The sequence below is a fragment of the Nocardiopsis sp. SBT366 genome (genome assembly GCF_001083815.1).
Taxonomy (GTDB): Bacteria; Actinomycetota; Actinomycetes; order Streptosporangiales; family Streptosporangiaceae; genus Nocardiopsis; species Nocardiopsis prasina.
The window spans coordinates 35,102-57,454 of sequence record NZ_LAVM01000020.1; the positions used below are offsets into that span (position 1 = coordinate 35,102).

21 protein-coding genes are annotated in these 22,353 nt (G+C 71.2%); 10 read left to right on the forward strand and 11 right to left on the reverse strand.

Annotated features, from left to right (window positions below; genetic code table 11):
- Window positions 1-75: 75 nt before the first annotated feature.
- Genes ADX84_RS08400 through ADX84_RS08420 form a run of 5 tightly spaced genes read left to right on the forward strand, consistent with a single transcriptional unit; the run spans window position 76 to window position 4,612 of the window.
- Window positions 76-1,101: an iron-siderophore ABC transporter substrate-binding protein gene (locus ADX84_RS08400; protein WP_049570106.1), complete on the forward strand. Its 1,026-nt coding sequence runs from the start codon at window positions 76-78 to the stop codon at window positions 1,099-1,101.
- Window positions 1,098-2,141, forward strand: a complete 1,044-nt coding sequence (locus ADX84_RS08405; RefSeq protein WP_049570108.1) for an iron ABC transporter permease — start codon at window positions 1,098-1,100, stop codon at window positions 2,139-2,141. The genes ADX84_RS08400 and ADX84_RS08405 overlap by 4 nt, the downstream gene beginning before the upstream one ends.
- Window positions 2,138-3,172 (forward strand): iron chelate uptake ABC transporter family permease subunit, encoded by a 1,035-nt coding sequence (locus tag ADX84_RS08410; protein WP_049570111.1) that lies wholly within the window; start codon window positions 2,138-2,140, stop codon window positions 3,170-3,172. The genes ADX84_RS08405 and ADX84_RS08410 overlap by 4 nt, the downstream gene beginning before the upstream one ends.
- Entirely contained in the window at window positions 3,169-3,981 is an 813-nt protein-coding gene (locus ADX84_RS08415) for an ABC transporter ATP-binding protein (protein ID WP_049570116.1), read from the forward strand. The genes ADX84_RS08410 and ADX84_RS08415 overlap by 4 nt, the downstream gene beginning before the upstream one ends.
- A 52-nt stretch (window positions 3,982-4,033) precedes the next feature.
- Window positions 4,034-4,612 (forward strand): TetR/AcrR family transcriptional regulator, encoded by a 579-nt coding sequence (locus ADX84_RS08420; RefSeq protein ID WP_049570119.1) that lies wholly within the window; start codon window positions 4,034-4,036, stop codon window positions 4,610-4,612.
- A 447-nt stretch (window positions 4,613-5,059) separates the two neighbouring features.
- Here the strand turns inward: ADX84_RS08420 and ADX84_RS08425 are convergent, their stop codons facing one another.
- The 3 genes from ADX84_RS08425 to ADX84_RS08435 are packed head-to-tail and all read right to left on the reverse strand — an operon-like array spanning window position 5,060 to window position 8,311.
- Entirely contained in the window at window positions 5,060-7,450 is a 2,391-nt protein-coding gene (locus ADX84_RS08425) for an excinuclease ABC subunit UvrA (protein WP_049570121.1), read from the reverse strand.
- Window positions 7,447-7,857 carry a VOC family protein gene (locus ADX84_RS08430; protein ID WP_049570124.1) on the reverse strand — a complete coding sequence of 137 codons (411 nt, stop codon included), beginning with the start codon at window positions 7,855-7,857 and terminating at the stop codon, window positions 7,447-7,449. The genes ADX84_RS08425 and ADX84_RS08430 overlap by 4 nt, the downstream gene beginning before the upstream one ends.
- A 10-nt stretch (window positions 7,858-7,867) precedes the next feature.
- Window positions 7,868-8,311: a helix-turn-helix transcriptional regulator gene (locus ADX84_RS08435; RefSeq protein ID WP_017547105.1), complete on the reverse strand. Its 444-nt coding sequence runs from the start codon at window positions 8,309-8,311 to the stop codon at window positions 7,868-7,870.
- 174 nt (window positions 8,312-8,485) lie between these two features.
- On the opposite strand from ADX84_RS08435, the gene ADX84_RS08440 reads away from it, so the two are divergent.
- Window positions 8,486-9,508, forward strand: coding sequence for an alcohol dehydrogenase catalytic domain-containing protein (locus ADX84_RS08440; RefSeq protein WP_199776518.1), 1,023 nt, complete (start codon window positions 8,486-8,488; stop codon window positions 9,506-9,508).
- Window positions 9,509-9,607: 99 nt separating this feature from the next.
- Here ADX84_RS08440 and ADX84_RS08445 read toward each other — a convergent pair whose 3' ends face one another.
- From ADX84_RS08445 to ADX84_RS08465, 5 genes are all read right to left on the reverse strand, one after another.
- A complete protein-coding gene (locus tag ADX84_RS08445) occupies window positions 9,608-10,618 on the reverse strand; it encodes a 4-hydroxythreonine-4-phosphate dehydrogenase PdxA (RefSeq protein ID WP_049570128.1) in 1,011 nt (336 codons plus the stop codon).
- Window positions 10,615-12,255, reverse strand: coding sequence for a tripartite tricarboxylate transporter permease (locus ADX84_RS08450; protein WP_234003877.1), 1,641 nt, complete (start codon window positions 12,253-12,255; stop codon window positions 10,615-10,617). The genes ADX84_RS08445 and ADX84_RS08450 overlap by 4 nt, the downstream gene beginning before the upstream one ends.
- Entirely contained in the window at window positions 12,252-12,818 is a 567-nt protein-coding gene (locus tag ADX84_RS08455) for a tripartite tricarboxylate transporter TctB family protein (protein WP_049570134.1), read from the reverse strand. Before ADX84_RS08455 ends, ADX84_RS08450 begins: the two co-directional genes overlap by 4 nt.
- Entirely contained in the window at window positions 12,815-13,780 is a 966-nt protein-coding gene (locus ADX84_RS08460; protein WP_234003878.1) for a tripartite tricarboxylate transporter substrate binding protein, read from the reverse strand. The genes ADX84_RS08455 and ADX84_RS08460 overlap by 4 nt, the downstream gene beginning before the upstream one ends.
- A gap of 204 nt (window positions 13,781-13,984) precedes the next feature.
- Window positions 13,985-14,716: a GntR family transcriptional regulator gene (locus tag ADX84_RS08465; RefSeq protein WP_049570139.1), complete on the reverse strand. Its 732-nt coding sequence runs from the start codon at window positions 14,714-14,716 to the stop codon at window positions 13,985-13,987.
- 171 nt (window positions 14,717-14,887) lie between these two features.
- Here ADX84_RS08465 and ADX84_RS08470 point away from each other — a divergent pair, with 171 nt between their 5' ends.
- Genes ADX84_RS08470 through ADX84_RS08485 form a run of 4 tightly spaced genes read left to right on the forward strand, consistent with a single transcriptional unit; the run spans window position 14,888 to window position 18,880 of the window.
- Window positions 14,888-15,859 carry a sugar phosphate isomerase/epimerase gene (locus ADX84_RS08470; protein WP_049570142.1) on the forward strand — a complete coding sequence of 324 codons (972 nt, stop codon included), beginning with the start codon at window positions 14,888-14,890 and terminating at the stop codon, window positions 15,857-15,859.
- On the forward strand, window positions 15,856-17,622 hold the full coding sequence (locus ADX84_RS08475; RefSeq protein ID WP_049570145.1) for a dihydroxyacetone kinase family protein: 1,767 nt from the start codon (window positions 15,856-15,858) through the stop codon (window positions 17,620-17,622). Before ADX84_RS08470 ends, ADX84_RS08475 begins: the two co-directional genes overlap by 4 nt.
- A complete protein-coding gene (locus tag ADX84_RS08480) occupies window positions 17,622-18,110 on the forward strand; it encodes a ribose-5-phosphate isomerase (RefSeq protein WP_049570148.1) in 489 nt (162 codons plus the stop codon). Before ADX84_RS08475 ends, ADX84_RS08480 begins: the two co-directional genes overlap by 1 nt.
- Complete coding sequence (locus ADX84_RS08485; protein ID WP_199776519.1) at window positions 18,107-18,880, forward strand: triose-phosphate isomerase; 774 nt, start codon at window positions 18,107-18,109, stop codon at window positions 18,878-18,880. Before ADX84_RS08480 ends, ADX84_RS08485 begins: the two co-directional genes overlap by 4 nt.
- A 97-nt stretch (window positions 18,881-18,977) precedes the next feature.
- Here the strand turns inward: ADX84_RS08485 and ADX84_RS08490 are convergent, their stop codons facing one another.
- The 3 genes from ADX84_RS08490 to ADX84_RS08500 form a co-directional block, all read right to left on the reverse strand.
- Entirely contained in the window at window positions 18,978-19,628 is a 651-nt protein-coding gene (locus tag ADX84_RS08490) for a class II aldolase/adducin family protein (RefSeq protein ID WP_049570151.1), read from the reverse strand.
- A complete protein-coding gene (gene otnK / locus ADX84_RS08495) occupies window positions 19,625-20,875 on the reverse strand; it encodes a 3-oxo-tetronate kinase (RefSeq protein ID WP_049570153.1) in 1,251 nt (416 codons plus the stop codon). The genes ADX84_RS08490 and otnK overlap by 4 nt, the downstream gene beginning before the upstream one ends.
- 76 nt (window positions 20,876-20,951) lie before the next feature.
- Complete coding sequence (locus tag ADX84_RS08500; protein ID WP_049570156.1) at window positions 20,952-22,352, reverse strand: GntP family permease; 1,401 nt, start codon at window positions 22,350-22,352, stop codon at window positions 20,952-20,954.
- Between the last annotated feature and the right edge of the window lies 1 nt (window position 22,353).

Below are 22,353 nucleotides of genomic sequence, written 5' to 3' on the forward strand. Positions count from 1 at the left end.
ACTGAGTGCACCCTAAATTCGGTTAGGCAAACCTAACTCCCGGTTTCCGGGGTTGGTCACCACCGGAAGGACACCATGACCCGCGCCCCACGGCTGGCCGCGATCGCCACCGCCGCACTCATCCCCCTCACCCTCGCCGCCTGCTCCTCCTCGCCCTCCGGAGAGAGCGACGCCGCCTCCGGTGACTGGACCCCCGTCACCGTCGAGCACGCCCTCGGAACGACCACCATCGACTCCGAGCCGGAACGGGTCGCCACGGTCAACTGGGCCAACCACGAGGTCCCGCTCGCCCTGGGCGTCGTCCCGGTCGGCATGGCCGCCGCCACCTTCGGTGACGACGACGACAACGGCGTGCTCCCGTGGGTCGAGGAGAAGCTCGAGGAACTGGACGCCGAGACCCCCGTCCTCTTCGACGAGACCGACGGCATCGACTTCGAGGCCGTCGCCGACACCCAGCCCGACGTCATCCTCGCCGCGTACTCCGGGCTGACCCAGGAGGACTACGACACCCTCAGCGAGATCGCCCCCGTCGTCGCCTACCCGGAGACCGCCTGGGGCACCTCCTGGCGCGACACCATCGAGCTCAACGGCGCCGCCATCGGCAAGGCCGACGAGGGCACCGAGCTCATCGCGGACCTTGAGGCCGAGATCGACGCCGCGGTCGCCGAGTACCCGCAGATCGAGGGCGCGGCGGCGATGTTCATGACGCACGTCGACACCACCGACCTCAGCGAGGTCAGCTTCTACACCACCCACGACACCCGTGCGCTGTTCTTCGAGGACATCGGGATGGTCACCCCCGAGAGCGTCGCCACCGCCTCCGCCGAGACCGACCAGTTCTCCCTCACCCACAGCGCCGAGCAGGCCGACGCCTTCGACGACGTCGAGGTCATCGTCACCTACGGCGGCGAGGAGCTGGTCGAGGCCCTGGAGGGCGACCCGCTGCTGTCGCAGATGCCCGCCGTCGAGAACTCCGCCGTGGTGAACCTGCCCGGCGACAGCCCGCTCGGCACCGCCGCGAACCCGACCCCGCTGTCGATCTCGTGGATCCTCGACGACTACCTGTCGCTCCTGGCCGAGGCCGCTGACGGGGCGCAGTGATCACCCAACAGTCACCCACCGACGTGGGGACCGCGGTCACGCGGTCCCCACGTCGGGGCAGGCCCCTCTGGCTCCTCGTGGTCCTCGCCGTCCTTCTGGGCCTGATGTTCCTCTCGGTCTCGGTCGGATCCCGCGACGTCCAGTGGGCCGACATCGTGGCGGCCTTCGGCGGATCAGCCGAGGGCTTCAACGAGGCCGCGGTGGCCAAGCGCATCCCCCGGACCCTGCTCGCCGTGCTCGTGGGCGCGGCTCTCGGGGTCTCCGGCGCGGTCATGCAGGGCGTGACCCGCAACCCGCTGGCCGACCCCGGCATCCTGGGCGTGAACATGGGCGCCTCGCTGGCCGTCGTCATCGGCATGGCCTACTTCGGCCTGGCCACGGCCACCGGTTTCATCTGGGCCGGTATCGTCGGTGCGGCCGTCACGGCCCTGTTCGTGCACGTCATCGGCTCCTTGGGTCGGGGAGGCGCGAGCCCGCTGAAGCTGGCGCTGGCCGGTGCGGCCACCTCCGCCGCGCTGTCCTCGTTCATCAGCGCCGTCGTGCTGCCCCGCAACGACATCGCCGACGGGGTCCGTTCCTGGCAGATCGGCGGCGTGGGCGGCGGCACGTTCGCGGCCATCTCCCACGTGCTCCCCTTCCTGGTGGTCGGGTTCGTCGTCTGCCTGCTCTCCGCTCGGGGCCTCAACCTCCTGGCACTGGGTGACGACCTCGCCGCGGGCCTGGGCGAACGCGTCGCGATCTCTCGGGTCACCGCCTCGGTCGGCTCCGTCGTGCTGTGCGGCGCCAGCACCGCCGTCACCGGTCCGATCGGGTTCGTCGGCCTGGTGATCCCACACGTGTGCCGCCTGCTCGTGGGGGTCGACCACCGCTGGCTGCTGCCGTTCTCGGCCCTGACCGGCGCCGCCCTGCTGACCGCCGCCGATGTGGTCGGGCGCGTCGTGGCCCGCCCGGGACAGATCGATGTGGGGATCGTGACCGCGCTGGTCGGCGCACCCTTCTTCATCTACATCGTCCGACGTCAGAAGGTTCGTTCCCTGTGACCATCTCCACCGTCGAGACCGTCACGCGCGGTCGCGCGCGCCGGGCGCGCCGACGGCACACCGTGATCGTCATCCTCGCCGCCCTGCTCGTGGTCGGCTTCGCCGTCACCCTCATGGTGGGACAGACCTTCTACCCGCCCGGCGACGTCGCCCGAGTGGTCCTCGGACAGGACGTCCCCGGCGCCTCGTTCACGGTCGGTCGGCTTCGCCTGCCGCGAGCCGTGCTCGCGATCACCGCCGGGGCGTGCTTCGGGCTCGCCGGAGTCACCTTCCAGACCATGCTGCGCAACCCCCTGGCCAGCCCGGACATCATCGGCATCAGCGCCGGGGCGAGCGCGGCGGCGACCTTCGCGATCGTGGTGCTCTCCCTGGACGGGGCCGGGGTGTCGGTCTTCGCGATCGTCGCCGGACTCGGGGTGGCCATGGTCATCTACCTGCTGTCGTACAAGGACGGGGTCTCGGGCACCCGGCTCATCCTCATCGGTATCGGCGTCGCGGCCATGCTCCACAGCATCACCTCCTACATCCTGGACCGCGCGGCCACATGGGACCACCAGGAGGCGATGCGCTGGCTCACCGGCAGCCTCAACGGCGCCGGATGGGGAGCGACCGTGCCGGTCGTCCTCGCGCTGGTGCTCATCGCGCCGGTGCTCCTGGGGCAGGCCGGGAACCTGTCCGCGCTCCAGCTGGGCGACGACACCGCCTCGGCTCTGGGCGTGCGGGTGGACCGGACCCGCCTCCTGGCGGTGGTCGGAGCGGTCGGGCTCATCGCCTTCGCCACCGCGGCGGCCGGACCGATCGCGTTCGTGGCCTTCCTGTCCGGGCCGATCGCCGCCCGACTGGTGGGCTCGGACGGTTCACTGCTCGTGCCCTCCGCGCTGGTCGGCGCGCTCCTGGTCCTGGTCGCCGACTTCTGCGGCCAGTTCGCCTTCGGGACCCGGTTCCCGGTCGGGGTCGTCACCGGCGTGCTCGGTGCCCCCTACCTCGTCTACCTCATCATTCGCAGCAACCGCGTGGGAGGCTCCCTGTGACCACGGACCACTCGCTCCTCGTCGAGGAACTGACGCTCGGGTACAAGGACCGCGACGTCATCGACTCCCTGGACCTGGCCGTGCCGCCCGGCCGGATCACCGCCATCGTCGGCGCCAACGCCTGCGGCAAGTCCACCCTGCTGCGTTCCATGTCGCGTTTGCTGGCTCCGCGTTCGGGCCGCGTCCTGCTCGACGGCCGGGAGGTCCACCGCACGCCGCCCAAGGAGGTGGCGCGGACCCTGGGCCTGCTCCCGCAGTCGCCGGTCGCCCCGGAGGGCATCACCGTGAGCGACCTGGTGGGCCGGGGCCGCCACCCCCACCAGCGGATGTTCACGCGCTGGAGCGGGAAGGACGACGAGGCGGTGGCCGAGGCGCTGGAGGCCACGGGGACGGTGGAGCTCGCCGACCGGCCCGTGGACGAACTCTCCGGGGGGCAGCGTCAGCGGGTGTGGATCGCCATGGCGCTGGCCCAGCGCACGGACCTGCTCCTGTTGGACGAGCCGACCACGTTCCTGGACGTCAGCCACCAGGTGGAGGTCCTGGACCTGCTCACCGACCTCAACGCCACGCGCGGGACGACGATCGTGCTGGTCCTGCACGACCTCAACCTGGCGGCGCGCTACGCCGACCACCTCATCGCGCTCGCCGGGGGCGGACTCCACGCGGCGGGTCAGCCGGAGCGGGTGCTCACCCCGGAGACGGTGCGGGCGGTGTTCGGGATGGAGAGCCAGATCATCACCGACCCCACCTCGGGGAAACCGCTGATGCTCCCCATCGGCAGGCACCACCGGGCGGTGTCTGTGGAGTGACGGGGCGCTGGACAGGTTGACAGAACCTCGATGTGAGTGTGTACTCACACCCATGAGTCCGAAAGACGGCGGCGGCCGTTCCACGGCGCGGGCGCGCCGGTCCCTGATCCTGGGGCACGCGGTGCCCGCCTTCGCCCGGGGCGGCTACCGCGCGACGCCGGTGACCGACATCGCCGACGCCGCCGGGATCTCGCAGGCCTACGTCTTTCGCCTGTTCGGCAGCAAGCTGGGGCTGTTCACGGCGACGCTGGAGCTGTGCTTCGAGCGCGTCGAGCAGGCCCTGCGCGAGGGGGCGGAGGGTTCCCTCGGGGGTTCGGCCGCCCAGGTCCTGGAGGGGATGGGCGACGCGTACGCGGCGCTGATCGCCGACCGCGATCTGATCATGCTCCAGGTGCACGCCCAGAGCGCCACCGACGTCCCCGAGATCCGCGAGGCCGTCAGGAAGGGGTACGCCTCGGCGGTGACCCTGGCGCACTCGCTCTCCGGGGGGACCCGGGACCAGGTCCAGCACTTCTTCGCCATGGGGCTGATGTGCCACCTGATCACTGCCCTCGACCTGGACGAGGTGGACGCCCCGTGGGCGCGCACCCTGGCCAACGGCATGACCCATCACCCCCGTCCTGCAGGGTGACGTGGGCCAGAACGGCCCGTAACCCGGCGCCCTCCTGAGCCGTCCCCTCCTCGCTCGTGTCCGCTGCGGGAGCGGGCACTCTTGCGATCCGGGCTTGTGAGTGAGTGCTCACACGGCATCCCTGAGAACTGTCGCCCCGATCCGCAGCGGTCCGCACCCCCCGCGAACGCCACCCCAGAGCAGAGGGCAACTCCATGACAGCGACCCCCGAGACCCCACCGGCGCACCCGGCGGAAGCTGCCCTGTTCACACCCACGGCCATCGGCCCCCCTGGCGCTGACCGGCACGGTCCTCGTCTCCGGTACTGGAACGCGACGGGGACCCCGGACCCTTGCGGGCCTGGCGGGACACCGTGAGCGTCCACGAGGACCCGGGCATGGCGAGCGTCCTCGAACTCTCCGAGTGAGGCCGTCCCGATACGGTGCCGGGACGGCCCCGGGCCCGTTGTCAGCCTCCGACGAAGTCCGCCAGGTGCTGGCCGGTGAGGGTGGAGCGGTCGGCGACGATCTCCGCCGGGGTGCCCTCGAAGACCACCCGCCCACCGTCCTGTCCCGCACCCGGGCCGAGGTCGATGATCCAGTCGGCGTGCGCCATCACCGACTGGTGGTGCTCGATCACGATCACGGACTTCCCGGACTCCACCAACCGGTCCAGCAGGCCCAGCAGGTGCTCGACGTCGGCCAGGTGCAGGCCGGTGGTGGGCTCGTCCAAGACGTACACGCCGCCCTCCTGCGCCATGTGGACGGCGAGCTTGAGCCGTTGGCGCTCACCGCCGGACAGCGTGGTGAGCGGCTGGCCCAGACCCAGGTAGCCCAGCCCCACGTCCGTCAGCCGTTCCAGGATTCGGTGCGCCGCCGGGGTCCGCGCCTCGCCCTCGGCGAAGAACGCGGTCGCCTCCGACACCGACATCGAGAGCACCTCGCTGATGTCGCGCCCGCCCAGGCGGTACTCCAGCACGGAGGTGTCGAACCGCCTGCCGTCGCACTCCTCACAGGTGGAGGCGATGCTGGCCATGAACCCGAGGTCGGTGTAGACCACCCCGATGCCCTTGCAGACCGGGCAGGCACCCTCGGAATTGGCGCTGAACAGCGCGGGCTTGACCCCGTTGGCCTTGGCGAACGCCTTGCGGACCGGTTCGAGCAGCCCCGTGTAGGTCGCCGGGTTGCTGCGCCGCGAACCACGGATGGGGCTCTGGTCGACGGCCACCACTCCCGCCTCCACGGCGGAGGCCCCCTCGACCAGGGACCCCTGGACGAGTGAGCTCTTGCCCGAACCGGCCACCCCGGTGACGACGGCGAGCACCCCCAGGGGGACGTCCACGTCCACGTCGCGCAGGTTGTGCGTGTGGGCGCCCCTGATCTCGAATCGGCCGGTGGGGACGCGCACCCCCTCCTTGAGGGCCGTCCGGTCGTCCAGGTGGCGGCCGGTCGTGGTGCCGCTGGACCGCAGCCCACCGACGGTCCCCTCGAAACACACGGTGCCGCCCGCCGCACCGGCGCCCGGTCCGAGGTCCACGACGTGGTCGGCGATCGCGATGGTGTCCGGTTCGTGCTCCACGACCAGCACCGTGTTGCCCTTGTCGCGCAGCCGCAGCAGCAGCCGGTTCATCCGCTCGACGTCGTGCGGGTGCAGACCGGCGGTGGGTTCGTCGAAGACGTACGTGGTGTCGGTGAGCGAGGACCCCAGGTGGCGGATCATCTTGGTGCGCTGGGCCTCGCCGCCCGAGAGCGTCCCGGCCGCACGGTCCAGCGAGAGGTAGCCCAGCCCGATCTCCACGAACGAGTCCAGCGTCCGTCGCAGGGCCGAGAGCAGGGGAGCGGCGGACGGCTCGTCCAGCTCCCGCACCCACGCGGCGAGGTCGCTGATCTGCATCGCGCACACCTCGGCGATGTTCACGCCCCCGATCCTCGACGACAGGGCCGCCTCGCTGAGCCGGGTCCCGCCGCACACGGGGCAGTCGGTGAAGGTCACCGCGCGCTCCACGAAGGCCCGGATGTGCGGCTGCATCGCCTCCTTGTCCTTGGACAGGAACGACTTGCGGAGCTTGGGGATCAGACCCTCGAAGGTCAGGTTCGACTTCTCGACCTTCACCTTGACCGGCTCGTGGTACAGGAAGTCCCGCATCTCCTGCTCGGTGTAGTCGCGGATCGGCTTGTCCGGGTCGAAGAACCCCGACGCCTTGTAGGTCCGCACCGTCCACCAGTCGTCCGACTTCCAGCCGGGGATGGTGAACGCCCCCTCCGACAGCGACCTGGAGTCGTCGAAGAGCTCGCGCAGGTCGAAGTCGGTGACCTTGCCCCGGCCCTCGCAGTTGACGCACATGCCGCCGGTACGGGTGAAGGTCTGCTTCACCGTCTTTTGGTCGCCGCGCTCCACCGTGATGGCGCCGCTGGCCCTGACCGAGGCGACGTTGAAGGAGAACGCGTGCGGGGATCCGATGTGCGGCCGCCCCAGGCGGCTGAACAGGATGCGCAGCATCGCGTTGGCGTCGGTCGCCGTGCCCACGGTGGAGCGCGGGTCGGCGCCCAGGCGCTCCTGGTCCACGATGATGGCGGTGGTCAACCCGTCGAGGACGTCCACGTCCGGCCGGGGCATCGACGGCATGAAGCCCTGCGCGAAGCTGCTGTAGGTCTCGTTGATCATCCGCTGCGACTCGGCGGCGATCGTGCTGAAGACCAGCGAGCTCTTGCCCGACCCGGAGACTCCGGTGAACACCGTCAGGCGGCGTTTGGGGATCTCGACGCTGATGTCGCGGAGGTTGTTCTCCCGGGCGCCGTGCACCCGGATCAGCTCGTGGCCGTCCGCGGGATGCGGCGCGTCGGGGCGCTCCGCGGTCAACGGTCCTCCTTGATCCGCACCAGGTTCCCGGCCGGGTCGCGGAAGGCGCAGTCGCGGACGCCGTACGGCTGGTCGGTGGGCTCCTGGACGACCTCGGCGCCCCGGGCCACCATCTGTTCGAAGGCGGAGTCCAGGTCCGGGGTGGCCAGGTTCAGGAAGGCGTAGGTCCCCTTGGCCATCATCTCGGTGATGACCCGGCGCTCCTCGTCGGTGACGCCGGGGTCGGACACCGGCGGCTCCAGGACCACCGAGGTGTCGGGCTGCCCCGCCGGTCCCACGGTGATCCAGCGCATCCCCTCGTATCCGACGTCGAGGCGGACCTCGAAACAGAGGACGTCCCGGTAGAAGGCCAGGGAGGCCTCCGGGTCGGTGTGCGGCAGGAAACTGGCGTTGATCTTGATGTCCATGCTGGTCAGACTACGTCTGGCCGGGGCGCCGCGCTTCTTGATTCCTGATCGGTCTGGTGACCTGCCGGACGACGCACGAGGGCATGCCCTCCGCCTCTCCCACGGCCTGCTTCCGGTAGGCGCTGGGCGGCATCCCGACCAGTTCGGTGAAGCGGGTGCTGAAGGTGCCCAGGGACGAACAGCCGACCTCGAAGCACACGTCGGTGACGCTGAGGTCGCCGCGCCGCAGCAGCGCCATGGCGCGCTCGATGCGCCGGGTCATGAGGTACGAGTACGGCGAGTCGCCGTAGGCGCGCCTGAACTCGCGGCTCAGGTGCCCCGCCGACATGTGTGCGTCCCTGGCCAGCTGCTCGACGTTCAGCGGGCGCGCGTACTCCCGGTCGATCCGGTCCCGGACGCGCCGCAGGCGCGCGAGGTCGCTCAGGTGCTGCTCGGAGGTGGATCTACTGGTCACCGACTCATCGTGCCACGACGGACCGACGGACTCCAGCGACCCGACGCAGCAGGGCCTTCGGAGCCGCCGAACCCGCCCCGGGGGACCGCCGGACGCGCTATCTTGCGAGAAGTAGTCAAAACATCACTCAAAGTCACAGTGGTCGGTTGCACCCGACCCCGAAGGAGGAAACCGATGCGAGCGGCCCTGATGTACGGCGCCGGTGACGTACGGGTGGAGGACGTGCCCGACCCGGAGCTCGTCGATCCCGCCGACGCCCTCGTGCGCGTGGTGCGCACGTGCGTGTGCGGCAGCGACCTGCACGCCTACCGGGGTATGCCCGCCTCCCAGGAGGGCGTCCGGGCCGGGCACGAGTTCGTCGGTGTGGTGGAGGAGACCGGCCCCGAGGTGACCTGGGTCAGCCCCGGAGACCTCGTGGTGTCGCCGTTCTCCTACGCGGACCACACGTGCGGGCTGTGCAGGGAGGGCCTGCACACCTCCTGCGCGAACGGGGGGCTGCTCAGCGGGGCGCAGGCGGAGGTGGTCCGCGTGCCCCAGGCCCAGGGCACGCTGGTCCGGCTGCCGGTGCGGGAGGAGTCCGCCCTGCTGCCCTCGCTGCTGACCCTGGCCGACGTCTACCCCACCGGCCACCACGCCGCGCTGACGGCCGGGGTCGGCCCCGGCACCTCGGTCACGGTCATCGGCGACGGCGCGGTGGGTCTGCTGTCAGTGCTGGCCGCGCGGAGAAGGGGCGCCGAGGAGATCATCCTCATGGGTCGGCACAAGGACCGCACCGACCTCGGCCGGGAGTTCGGCGCCGTCGAGGTGGTCGCCGAGCGCGGCGCCGAGGGGGTCGAACTGGTCCGGGACCTGACCGGGGGCCAGGGCACCCACGTGGTGATCGAGGCCGTCGGCCACCTGGACGCCTACGAGACGGCGCTGGGCGTGGCCCGCCCCGGAGGAACCGTCAGCCGTGTGGGCCTGCCCCAGTACGAGCAGGGGCCGATCGGGATCTCGGCGATGTTCGCCGCCAACGTCACCCTCACCGGAGGACCCGCACCCGTGCGCTCCTACATCGAGGAACTGCTCCCCGACATCCTGGAGGGCAACGTCCACCCGGGCCTGGTCTTCGACCACCCCACCGATCTCGACGGCGTCCCCGAGGGCTACCGGCTGATGGACCAGCGCGAGGTCCTCAAGGTGCTGGTCCAGCCCTGACGGCGCCACGGCCCCCGGGGAGCGAGTCGAGTCCCCGCAGGCCGTGGAGGGGTGTCCGCCCCGGTGGTACGCCTCCGGGGCGGACACCCGAACCCGGGGTCAGGCGTCGACGGAGCGCCGACCGCCGATCCGCACCGCCAGGTCGAACGCGTTCTGCATGGACCCGGTGTTGGCCACGCCCTGCCCGACCACGTCGAAGGCGGTGCCGTGGGCGGGCGTGCAGATCGGGACCGGGAGTCCGCCCGCGATGGTGACCCCTCCGTCGAACCCCATCAGCTTCATGGCGATCTGGCCCTGGTCGTGGTACATGGTCAGGATGCCGTCGAACTCGCCGTTCCTGGCGCGCAGGAAGATGGTGTCCGAGGGGAACGGGCCCTTGACGTCCAGACCCTGACCCGCGAGATCGCCGACGGCCGGGCTGATGACGTCGATCTCGTGGCGGCCGAACCGGCCGCTCTCCCCGGCGTGCGGGTTGAGCGCGCACACGCCGATCCTGGGGGAGGCCAGCCCGGAGCCGCGCAGGACCTGGTCGAGGAGGAGACCGGCCTTCACCACGTTGTCGCGTGTGATGCCCGAGTGCACGTCCGCGATGGACACGTGCGAGGTCACGCGCGCGGTCCACAGGCCCGGGAGCACGTTCAGCTCGGAGGTGAAGGAGTCGACCCCCAGCACCTCCTCGAACCAGCGCAGCTCGTCGTTCTCCGCCATCCCGGCCAGGTGCAGGGACGACTTGTTGAGCGGAGCGAACAGGATGGCGTCCACCCGTCCGTCCTTGACCATGTCGAGGGCGACGGCGAGGTTGGCCAGCGCCCATCTGCCACCCGCCTCGGTCGCCTTGCGGCGCTCGAAGCCGGCCTCGCACCCGACGGGGCGGGCCGCGCTGTTGTCGTGCAGGACCGGGAGCCCGCTTCCGGCGTCGCCGTACTCGATGGGGACCCCGGCGTCCTCGCCCGCGGAGCGAAGCTCGTCCGGGTCGGAGATGAGAACGATGTCGGCGGCCTCGGTGTTCTCGGGGCGGGACAGCAGCTTCGCGATCAGTTCGGGTCCGACCCCTGCCGGGTCTCCCAGGGTGATCGCGACGCGGGGGCGGGGCTGGGAAGAGGTGGTCATGACTGCCTTTCTGGCGGTTGGGGTTGGTGACCGGTGTCGGTGCCGTCGTTCGCGGTGTGGCCTTCGGTGGAGCTGGCGGCCTTCGGCTCGGTGGTCCCGGTGTGGTCGGTGGTTCCGGCGGGGTTGGTGTCCTGCTGGCCGTCGGCGTCGCCGTTCCCCCGGATCCTGGACCGGAGTGCCTTCACACCGGCGGGGCCGATGATCAACAGCAGGGCCACCCCGAGGATGGTGAGCGCTGTGCCGCTGGAGGCGAGCAGAGGCAGGACCGAGCCCTCACCCAGTGCCGAGGTCTGCACCAGCGCGGTCTCGAAGAGCGGGCCGATGACCAGGCCGAGCACGAGCGGTGCAACGGGGAGGTTGAGCCGCTTCATGGCGTAGCCCACGAAACCGAACACGATGACGATCCACACGCTGAGCATGCTGTTCTTGATCGAGTAGGCGCCGACCAGGCTCGTGACGATGATCAGCGGGTAGAGGATCGAGTACCTGATCCGCAGGAGCTGGGCGAAAACCGGCGCCAGCGGCAGGTTCAGCAGGAGCAGGATGGCGTTGCCGATGAAGAACGAGGCCAGGAGACCCCAGACCAGGGTGGGCTGGTTCTCGAAGAGCAGTGGCCCCGGTTGGATGCCGTACACCAGGAAGGCGCCAAGGAGGACGGCGGTGGTGGCGCCGCCGGGGACCCCCAGGACCAGCGTCGGGATGAAGTTGGCGTTGGACCCCGAGCTGGTGGCGGCGTCGGGTGCGACGACGCCCTCGATCGCGCCCGTGCCGAGCTGGGCGCGGTTCCGGGAGAACCGCTTCTCGACCCCGTAGGCCATGAAGGAGGCGAGCGTGGTCCCCGCCCCGGGCAGACAGCCGAGGACGAAGCCGACCAGAGTGCCGCGCGCGGTGGCCGGGGCCGAGCGGCGAAGGTCCTCGCGCGTGAGGAGGAGGTCGCGGAAACGCGCACGGATGGGGGTGGCCATCCCGCGGTGGAGCTGGTTGAGGAGCTCCCCGATGGCGAAGAGCCCGATCATCACCTCGACGTAGGGCAGGCCGCCGAACAGGCCCACCTGGTCGAAGGTGTACCGGGGTGTCCCCGAGCCGACGTCCACCCCCACGCTGGAGATCAGGACACCGACCAGGCCGAGGGCGGCGCCCATCAGCAGGTTGCCTCCGGAGAACACCACGATCGTGCACAGACCGAGGGCCATCACGGCGAGGATCTCGGGCGGGCCGAAGCCGAGGGCGATGTTGGCGAAGATCGGTGCCAGCGTGGTCAGGGCGATCAGCGCGACGAAGGCCGCCGTGAACGAACCGATCGCGGAGATGGCCAGGGCGGGTCCCGCCCGTCCGGCGCGCGCCATGCGGTAGCCGTCGAAGGTCGAGACCACGGAGGAGGCCTCACCGGGTGTGGCCACCAGGATGGCGGTGGTCGTGGCTCCGAACTGTGAGCCGTGGTAGATGCCCGCGAGCATGATGAGCGCGGTGAGCGGGTCGAAGGTGAGTGTGACCGGGATCAGGATGGCCACGCCCGTGGCTGACCCGAGGCCGGGCAGGATGCCGATGACGGTGCCGAGCAGGACGCCCACGAAGCACCAGAACAGGTTCTCCGGAGTGAGCGCGGCGCTGAAGCCCACGACGAGGTTGTCGATCACGGGGCGCTCCACAGGGTCGGATCGAACACGCCGAGGGGAAGCGGAACCCTCAGGAGTACGACGAAGAGCAGATAGCACACGACCAGGACGCCGACGGAGGCGGTGAGCGCGACAGGCCAGCGCAGGCGTTCGACGCCGATGGTCAGGAAGAGGGTCAGGACGGCCAGCGCGGGCAGCATGCCCAGGAAGGGAATGAGCGTGCCGGTGCAGACCAGGGCCGCCGAGACGACGACCAGCTTGCGGCGGATCGCCCGGTGCTCCTCGGCGGAGCGCTCGGTGTCGTCCTCCACGTGGCCGTCGCCCTGGAGGACCGTCCCGGTGCGCCTCTCCCGGTACAGGAGCACCGCGCCGATGACGGCCAGGGCCAGTCCGGCCACGCGGGGCAGTGCCCCGGGTCCGACGGTTCCGTCCTCGGCCGTGGTCCAGGGGTAGGCGAACGAGCCCAGGAAGAAGAGCGCACCGAGGGCGGACAACGCGGCGTGCGCGGCGAGGACCGAGGGCCGGGACCTGGGCGCGCCGCCGGTGTTCGCGCCGGTGGGGTGGGAAGTGGTGTCGCCGCTCACCGGAACGCCTCCGACATCTCCTCGTCGTGTTCCGCCAGGTACTCCTCGAACTCCTCGCCCGAGAGGACCGCCGGGATGAGGAGGTCGTCCTTGATGTAGTCGTGGTAGGTGTCGGAGTCCATGGCCTCCAGGATCGAGTCGATCCAGTAGTCCCGCTGTACCGGGGCGATCCCGTCGGGGGCCAGGACACCGCGCCAGATGGTGACCTCGGCGTCCAGACCCTGTTCGACGGCGGTGGGCACGTCGCCCAGCACCGGGTCGTCGTACCGCTCCTCGCTGAGCGTGCACAGGGCCTTGAAGTCGCCGCTCTCCACATAGGGCTTGGCGGAGGCGGCACTGGCCGGAGCGACCTCGATCTGGCCGCCGAGCAGTCCGGTGAGGACTTCGCCGGTGGAGCCGTAGGGCACGACGGAGAACTGCCCGCCGTTCCTCTCGAACTCCGCCGTGACCAGGGAGTCGGCGCCGGTCCGGCCGCTTGATCCGGTCTTGACCGTCTGGTCCTGGCTGGCCTCGATCAGTTCGGCGCAGGTCTCGTAGGGGGCGTCGTGGGAGGCGACGACCATCCGCGAGTCCTGGGCGAACATGACCAGGGGGGTGAAGTCGCGATAGGTGAAGGGCACGTCGTAGACGAGGGGCAGGGTGTTGAGGGCGCTCTCGGCCACGAGCAGGGCGTTGCCGTTACCCTGCTCGGACATGAAGGTGGCCCAGCCGACCGCGCCGGAGCCCCCCTCCCTGTTCTCCACGTTGACGTTGAACCCGGCGTCGAGGTCGTTGAGCGCCTCGGCCATGACACGGGCGGAGCGGTCGCTGCCGCCGCCGGGAGCGAAGGCGACGAGTGCGGAGACCGAACCGCGGGGGGTCCAGTCGTCCGGGGGAGCGGGGCTGGCGTTCAACGCCGTGCATCCCGCGAGCAGGATGCAGGCGCTTGGCGCTGCCAGTGCCATGCGCGGTGATGGCTTCATGTCAGGCCCTCTTGCGTCCAGGGGGTGGAGGAGTTCTCTGACGCGCAACCTGAGCGACATCAAAGATCCTATTGGATATCGGACCAAGCTAGGTGTCTGACACAGGATTGACAAGAGGGCGAAACAAAATCGGACGAACAAGAGACGGCGGTGGGCCCTCTGCCATGCCGGAGAGGGCCCACCGCCGCGCTGAGCTGTGAGGGGTCAGCCCTCCACCGAGGCCCGGCGCGCCACCGCCTCCAGATGGGAGCGCATGGTGGCGCGGAGGGCCTCGGGGTCGCCGGACTCGAAGGCGGCGAGGATCGCGGTGTGCTCCGCGATCGCCTGGTCCATGTCCATCGTCCCGTGCTGGACGGTCTGTCGGAGTCGGTGGACGTGCGCGCTCAGGGACTCGGCCGACTGAGTCAGGAAACGGTTCCCCGCCGCCCTGATGATCGTCAGGTGGAACTCCCAGTCGGCGGCGAAGTACTCGCGCAGGTCGGCGAAGTCGGGAGGTGTCTCGCCGGCTCCGCGAACCTCACGCACCTTGTGAGCGGCGAGGACGTGCTGGGCGTGGGCCACGCGCAGCTCCGGCAGCAGGTCGTCGGAGCGCCCGGCCGCGCGCTCGACCGCGGCGACCTCGAGGATCGTGCGCATGTCGAAGAGCTCCTCCAGCTGTTCGGGCGTCATGGGCGGAGCGACCCGGTAGCCCTTGAGCGCTACACGCGACACCAGGCCGGTGTGCTCCAGCTGGACCAGGGCCTCGCGTACCGGCGTGGGGGAGACGGCCAGTTCGCGGGCGAGCGAGTCGATGCCCAGGGAGCTCCCCGGGGGTGCGGAGCCGTTGAGCAGCTTCTCCAGGATCGCGTCGTACACGCCGTCCCGAAGGGCTCGGCGGGCGACCACGGTGCCCTTCGTGGTTGAACCCCCGGTGGAGGTGGTCTCTCTTTTGTTCATCTCCACCCGATCCTAGCCCGACGGTGGTGTGACTCGTCGGTCAACTCTGTTCGACATCGGAAAGATCCTATAGGGTCTATGATTTCAAGCCCGCTGGGGCTCCGTCCGTGCTCGGACCGGTGTCCCACGTCGGCTCGCGCAGCCCCTCAGGACCGACCCCCGGAGACGACGATGCCCCATACCGCGCAGGACTGGCCGATCGGTGCCGCGCTCCTCCAGTTCCCCGACACCGCACCTGACGGCACGCCGGTTCAGGACGCACCGGCCGCGGCGTGGTCCGCGGTACTGAACGAGGTGGCCGCCGAGGGGTTCGCCCACGTGGACCTCACCGACTCCTGGCTGCGGCCGGGGGACCTCTCCCGTCAGCGCCTGAGCGAACTGGCCCGAGTCCTCGGGGCCCACCGCCTCGGCGTCTCCGCGGTCTCCGTGACCCGCCGCAGCGTGATCGACCCCGACCCGGCCGTCGCCGAGGACAACTTCGACTACCTGCTGCGGACCGTCGACGCCGCCGCCGAGCTGGGCACCACCGTCGTCTGCGCCGGACTGCACCGGCCCCTGACCGAGGCACAGCGGCGGGCCCTCTGGTTCTGGCACGAACCCGGCGGCTCGGACCCGGTGGACGACGAGCGCTCCTGGTCGCTGGCGGTCGAACGCCTGCGCGCCGCAGGTGAACGCGCGGCGCGGCACGGGCTGCGCCTGTCCTTGGAGATGTACGAGGACACCTACCTCGGCATCCCGGAGAGCGCGGTCCGGATGGTCCGCGACATCGGGCTCCCCAACGTGGGGATCAACCCCGACATCGGCAACCTGGTCCGTCTGCACCGCCCGGTGCCGCACTGGGAGGAACTGCTGGTCCCGGTCCTGCCCTACGTCAACTACTGGCACGTGAAGAACTACCATCGCGACTTCGACCCCGCGACCGGCGCCTACTTCACCGTGCCCGCCCCTCTGGAGGGCGGCGTCATCGACTACCGGAGGGCGTTCGAGCTCGCGTTGGGAGCCGGGTTCGACGGCCCGGTCTGCACCGAGCACTACGGGGGCGACGGGCTGGGGGTGTCGGCGCGCAACCGCGACTACGTGCGCCGCGTCCTCGCCGTCAAACTCCCCATGGCAGCCCCGGCCAGAGAGGGGAAGCAGTCATGACACTCCTGGTCAACGATCCAGCCGACTTCGCCGCCGAGGCGCTCGCCGGATTCGGCGCGGCGCACCCGGACGCGATCCGTGTCGTCCACGGGGGAGCGGTGCGTGCCTCCGCCACCCCGCAGGGGCAGGTCGCCACGGTCCTCGGCGGAGGCACCGGCCATTATCCGGCGTTCGCGGGCTGGGTCGGCCCCGGGTTCGCGCACGGGGCCGCCTGCGGCAACATCTTCTCCTCACCCTCAGCCTCCCAGATCTGTTCCGTGGCGCGCGCGGCCGAGAACGGGGGCGGTGTCGTCCTCGGTTTCGGGAACTACGCGGGTGACGTGCTCCACTTCGGGCAGGCGGCCGAACAGCTGAGGGCCGAGGGGCTGGACGTGCGCGTCCTCGCGGTCACCGACGACGTCGCCTCCGGGCCCGCGGACGAGACTGCCCTGCGCAGGGGCATCGCGGGTGACCTGACGGTCCTGAAGATCCTGGGCGCGGCAGCGGAGGCGGGGCTCGGTATCGCGGAGGTCCACCGTGCCGGGACCAGAGCCAACGCCGCCACCCGGTCCCTGGGGCTGGCCTTCGACGGCTGCACGCTCCCGGGCGCGGACCGGCCCCTGTTCACGGTCGGCGCCGGCCGGATGGGCGTGGGGCTGGGCATCCACGGTGAGCCCGGTATCGAGCAGCGCCCCCTGCCGACCGCGGACGAGGTGGCCGACCTGCTGGTGGACGGTGTGCTCGCCGAACGCGACGCGGCAGCCGGGGCCGTCGGTGGTTCCGAGCGCGTGGCGCTGGTCCTCAACGGCCTCGGCGCCACCAAGTACGAGGAGTTGTACGTCGTCCACCGCCGGGTGAGTGAGCGGCTCGCCGCCGAGGGCCTCACCGTCGTGGCCCCGGTCGTGGACGAACAGATCACCAGTCTGGGCATGGCGGGGCTCTCCCTGACCCTCACTTTCCTCGACTCCGAACTGGAGCGGTTCTGGGCGGCCCCCGCCGTGACACCCGCCTTCCGGCGCGGTCACCTCCCGCCCCGCCCCCCACGCACCGACGACCTCGCGGCGGCCCGGCGGACGCCGCCGGTCACCCCCGGAGACGAACCCTCAAGGGCTCTGGGGGCACTGATCGCCGAGGCGTTGGGAACCGTGCGCGACACCGTCGCGACCCACGAGCGCAGACTCGGCGAGATCGACGCCGTCGCCGGGGACGGGGACCACGGCATCGGCATGAGGCGCGGGGCCGAGGCCGCGGCCGAGGCGGCGGATCGGGCCGTCGTGCTCGGTGCCGGAGCACGCGCCGTCCTGACGCGGGCCGGGGCCGCGTGGTCGGAGAGCGCGGGCGGCACGTCCGGCGCTCTCTGGGGAGCGGCGCTGACCGCGTTGGGCTCCGTGCTCGGAGACGGCGGGAGGGTGGGACCCGAACGCGCCGTGACGGGTGCCCGAGCCGCGGTCGACGCCGTGGTGCGCCTCGGCGGGGCCAGACCCGGCGACAAGACACTGGTGGACGCGGCCGCGCCCTTCGTGGACCGGCTGGAGTCGGCCCTCGGTGAACTGGGCCCCAACGCGGCCTGGGCGGAGGGCGCCGCGGCCGCGCGCCGCGCGGCCGACGCCACCGCCTCGATCCCGGCCCGACTGGGACGGGCCCGGGCACACGGCGACAACAGCCTCGGCACCCCCGACGCGGGAGCGGTCTCCTTCTCCCTGATCGTCACCGCGCTGACCCCCCGATTCCAGCAGGAAACACACTCCCGACAAGCACCCGACCTCCAAGAGGAGAACCACTGATGCTGATGCGCGTCGCAGTCGGCTCCGACATCGCGGGCTTCGACTACAAGGAGGTCTTCAAGGAGGACCTCGCCGCCCACACCGGCGTGGCGGAGGTGATCGACGTCGGGGTCGCCTCCGACCAGGACACCGACTACCCGCACGTGGCGGTCGAGGCGGCACGCCTGGTCGCCGAGGGACGGGTCGACCGGGCTGTGCTCGTGTGCGGCACCGGCCTCGGTGTGGCGATCGCCGCCAACAAGGTGCCGGGCGTGCGCGCCGTCACCGCCCACGACTCGTTCTCGGTCGAACGGTCGGTCCTGTCCAACGACGCCCAGGTGCTCTGCCTCGGACAGCGGGTCGTCGGGATCGAACTGGGCCGCAGGCTCGTCCGCGAGTGGCTGACCTACAGCTTCGACACCTCCTCGCCCTCCGCCGAGAAGGTCGCGGCTCTGTGTGCCTACGAACCGGGCACCGGCTCCCAAGGGACCGGGACACCGGGCCGGTGAGGCGGCCGGAGCTCTGGATCGGCACCAGTTTCAAGATGACGAAGACCCGGGCTCTGGCCGTCGCCTACGCGCGACGCCTGCGCGCGGAGGTCGGTGCGGGCGTGCCGGGGGTCACCGCCTTCGTCATCCCCCCGGCGACCGCCCTGGCGGAGGTGTCGGACGTCCTCGGGGGCGGGCCCGTCCTGACCGGTGTGCAGAACGCCCACTGGGAGGACGGGGGCGCCTGGACCGGAGAGCTGTCGGTACCGCAGGCGGCTGACGCGGGGGCCCGGATCGTCGAGATCGGCCACTCCGAGCGGCGTACGCACTTCGGCGAGACCGACGAGACCGTGCGCCTCAAGGTCCGCGCCGCCCTACGTCACGGGCTGACCCCGTTGGTGTGCTGTGGCGAGAGCGCGGAGGTCCTCGCACGGGGCGGCTCCGTCGATCACGTGCTCGGGCAGGTGGAGGCCGCTCTCGGCGGCCTCCCCGCCGGGCCCGACGGCCTCGGACGCGTCCTGGTCGCCTACGAGCCGATCTGGGCCATCGGGGAGCACGGCCGGGCACCGCGTCCGGAGGAGGTCGCCGCCGTGCACGGGGCCCTCTCCGCGGAGTGGGGCGACCGTGTCGGGGCCTTCCTGTACGGCGGGTCGGTCACCACTGACAACGCGGCCGACCTGCTTCGCGTCCCCGGCGTGGGCGGCCTCTTCGTCGGCCGCTCGGCCTGGGAGGTCGAGGGCTACCTCGAACTCCTCAGGACCGGGCGACGCCACGTCGGCGCGATGAGCTGAGCCGCACGGCAGGCACCGTCGGCGGGGCCGGGGTCACCCCGCTCCCCGCCGACGGCTGTCCGCCCTCCTCCCGAGGGGCGCCGACGGGGAGCGGAGGTCACACGTCCCAGGTGGTCCCGTAACGGTCGGTCAGCTCACGTACCTCCTCGGGGGAGAGCACCGAGAACGTGCTCCCCCTCAGGGCGACGACGACGCGCGAGGCCTCCTCCAGCTCGACCGCCCCCTCCAGGGCCGCCCCCGGGGACGAGGCCGCAACCAGGGAGCCGTGGTTGGCGAGCAGCGCCGCGTCGAAGCGCCCCGGAAGCTTCGCGAGGTTCTCGGCCAGCTGGTGGCTCCCGGGCGCCGCGTAGGGAACCAGGGGAGCCTGGCCCACACGCATGACCAGGTACGGCGTGACGGGTGGCAGCGCCGACGTGGTCGACCACGCGGGCAGGCAGGAGGCCGCCGTGGAGTGTGGCGAGTGCAGGTGGACGACGGCGTGCGCCCCACCGGACCTGCGGTACATCTCCAGGTGGAGCGGGAACTCCTTCGACGGGGCGGGACCGGAGAGGTGCGTCCCCTCGTCGTCCAGCACCGCCAGCCCCTCGGGATCCAGGTCCCCCAGGGAGACCCCGGTGGGGCTCATCAGGACGGTGCCGCCGACGCGCACCGAGACGTTGCCCGAGGACCCCGGGCTCAGCCCCAGGTCGACGGCGCGCCGTCCCGCCGCGCACAACTCCTCCGCGGCGCGGAGCGTCTGGTCGTTCACGCGCCCTCCTCCCACGCCCGCACGAACAGGTCCTCGGCGCCGAAGTTCCCGGACTTCAGCATGAGGTGGATGTCCTCGCCGTCGCGGAGACCGCGCATCCACGCCACCCCAGGGTCGACCTCGGGTCCCAGGGCGAGGGAGCCGACACCGAGCCGACGCACCACCGCTCCGCTGGTCTCACCACCCGCCACCAGGAGCGCACGGGTCCCGGCGGCCACGAGGCGTTCCGCGATCTCGGCCAGGGCCTGCTCGATGACCGGCGCGTCCGCCGTGTCAACGACGTCCTCCGGCGAGGCGGTCGCGTACACGACGAACGGGACGTCCGCGCTGTCCAGCGCCGCGGTGACGGCGGCGGACACCACGGAGTCGAAGTCCGACCGCAGCTCGGCGGCGCGGATCTGGCGCCCGGCGCCCAGGGAGAGGGCGTGCCGCACCTGCCCCTGGGTGGCCCGGGAGGCGCTGCCGGACAGCACCACGCGCGGACCGCCCGGCAGCGCGAACTCCGCGAGGTCGTCGGTCCGGGGGCCGGTGAGGCCCTGGGCGAGGGCGCTGCCGCCGGTGAGCAGACGAAGGTCGTCCGTCGCGGCGGCGAGTGTCCTGAGGTCGGCGTCGCGCAGGGCGTCGACGACCACGAACCGGGCACCGGCCTCGCGGGCCGCGCCGATGGCGGCGCGCACCGCGTCGGCGCCTTCGGCCACCACCGGCCACGGCACCAGGGCCACGTCGTCCGCGCCTCGGCTGACCTGGGGTTCGAGTAGGCGGAGCAGGTTCGAGTCGGTCATGGGAGTCAGCGGGTGGTGCCGCATCGGTGACTCGTCCAGCGGCTGGTCGCCGACGAACAGGTGGCCCCGGTAGACGGTGCGCCGGTTCGCGGGGAAGGCCGGTGCGATGACCGTGACCTCCTCGCCCAGGGCCTCCAGGACCGCCTCGGAGACGGGACCGATGTTGCCATCCGAGGTGGAGTCGAAGGTGGAGCAGTACTTGACGTAGAACCGTTCGCACCCGGCGCCGCGCAGCCAGGCCAGCGCGTCCAACGACACCTTGACGGCCTCGTCGACGGGCATCGTGCGCGACTTCAGGGCCACGACCACGGCGTCGGCCCCGTCGGTGACGGCGTCGAGCGTGCGCCGCTCGCCGTCCGCGTCCGCTCCCAGGACGACGGTGGTGCGAAAGCCCGCGGACGTGAGTGTGATGGCGAGGTCCGTGGCTCCGGTGAGATCGTCGGCGATCGCGCCGAGAGTCGCCATGGGTTCTCCTGTGGATCGGTGGTGGACGGAACGGGTGAGGCGTTCCGTGGAGGAGACCCCCACGGAACGCCTTCGGCTAGACGAGACCGGTCGCGATCATGATGTTCAGGACGGCGAACCCGGTGACACCGGAGATGACCGATGCCACGCCGATGGAGCGGATGCCCTGCCCCACGGTCATGTTCGACAGTGTCGTCGTGACCCAGAAACCGGAGGAGTTCGCGTGCTTCATGATCTGCGCGCCGGTCGCGCAGGCCAGGTACACCACCAGCGGTGAGAGGTCGAGGGCGGGCAGGAGCGGCTGCATGATCGCGGCCGAGGTCATGACGCCCAGGATGTTGGAGCCGGTGATGGTGCACACGGCGGCGGCGATGAGGAACGGGATGATGACCGGGGACAACCCGGTGCTCTCGATGGTTCCCGCGACGTTCTCGGCCACCCCGGTCTCCCGGATGATGGTGGCCAGCGCGCCGCCGACACCGGTCAGCGCGAGGGGCATGGCCGCGATGCGCAGACCGGACTCGAACAGGTCGTTGAGGGTGGCCTTGTCCCGCCAGCGCCCCCGGAAGAGGGGCAGGGCGAGCAGGCACGCGAGGAAGAGCGCCATCGTCGGCTCACCGACGAACAGCACGGTCGCGGTGAACCACGAACCCTCCGGCAGGACCGGGGCGGTCAGGGAGGCGAACACGATGAAGACGATGGGCGCCAGGATCGGCAGCAGGGAGCCGAAGAGACCGACCCGGGGCGCTTCGTCGCCGCCGGTGACGGAGTCGGAGGAGGCGTCGGCGGACCCGGTCGACCCGGAGGCCCCCGAGGAACCGCTGCCGGCGTTGGCCAGGTGCTCGACGAACTCGGGCTTGGGCGGCACGTGCGTCTTGGTCCGCGACAGGTAGATCGTGGCGGCCAGGATGCCGGGGACACCCACGGCCAGGCCGTAGATGATGGCCTCACCCATGCTGACGTCCAGGAGCGAGGCGGACGCGAGCGGGCCGGGGCCGGGCGGGATGACCGAGGTCATGACGTAGGCGCCGATGTAGAGGATCGGGCCGAGCTTCATCATCGAGATGCCCGTGCGGTAGGCCAGGGCGGACACGATGGGGATGAGCATGACCACGGCGGTGTCCGCGATGAGCGGGATACCGAGGACGGTGGAGGCCAGGGCGATCGCCCAGGGGACCTTGTTCTCCGAGAACAGGCGCAGCGCCGTCTCGGTGATCTTCATGGCCGCGCCGCTCAGTTCGAGCATCTTGCCCAGGACGCAGCCGAAGATGATCAGGAGGCCGACGTTGGCCAGCGTGCTCCCGAAGCCGTCCTTGACCAGTTCGATGGTCCCGGTGCCGCCCATACCCAGGACGAGTCCCAGCGCCACGACGACGATGAACAGCGTGGCCACGGGGTGGACCTTGAAGCGTGCGATGAACAGCACGAGCACGGCGATGGCGCCCAGGAACGCCAGCAGTGTGAGGACGTCCGACATG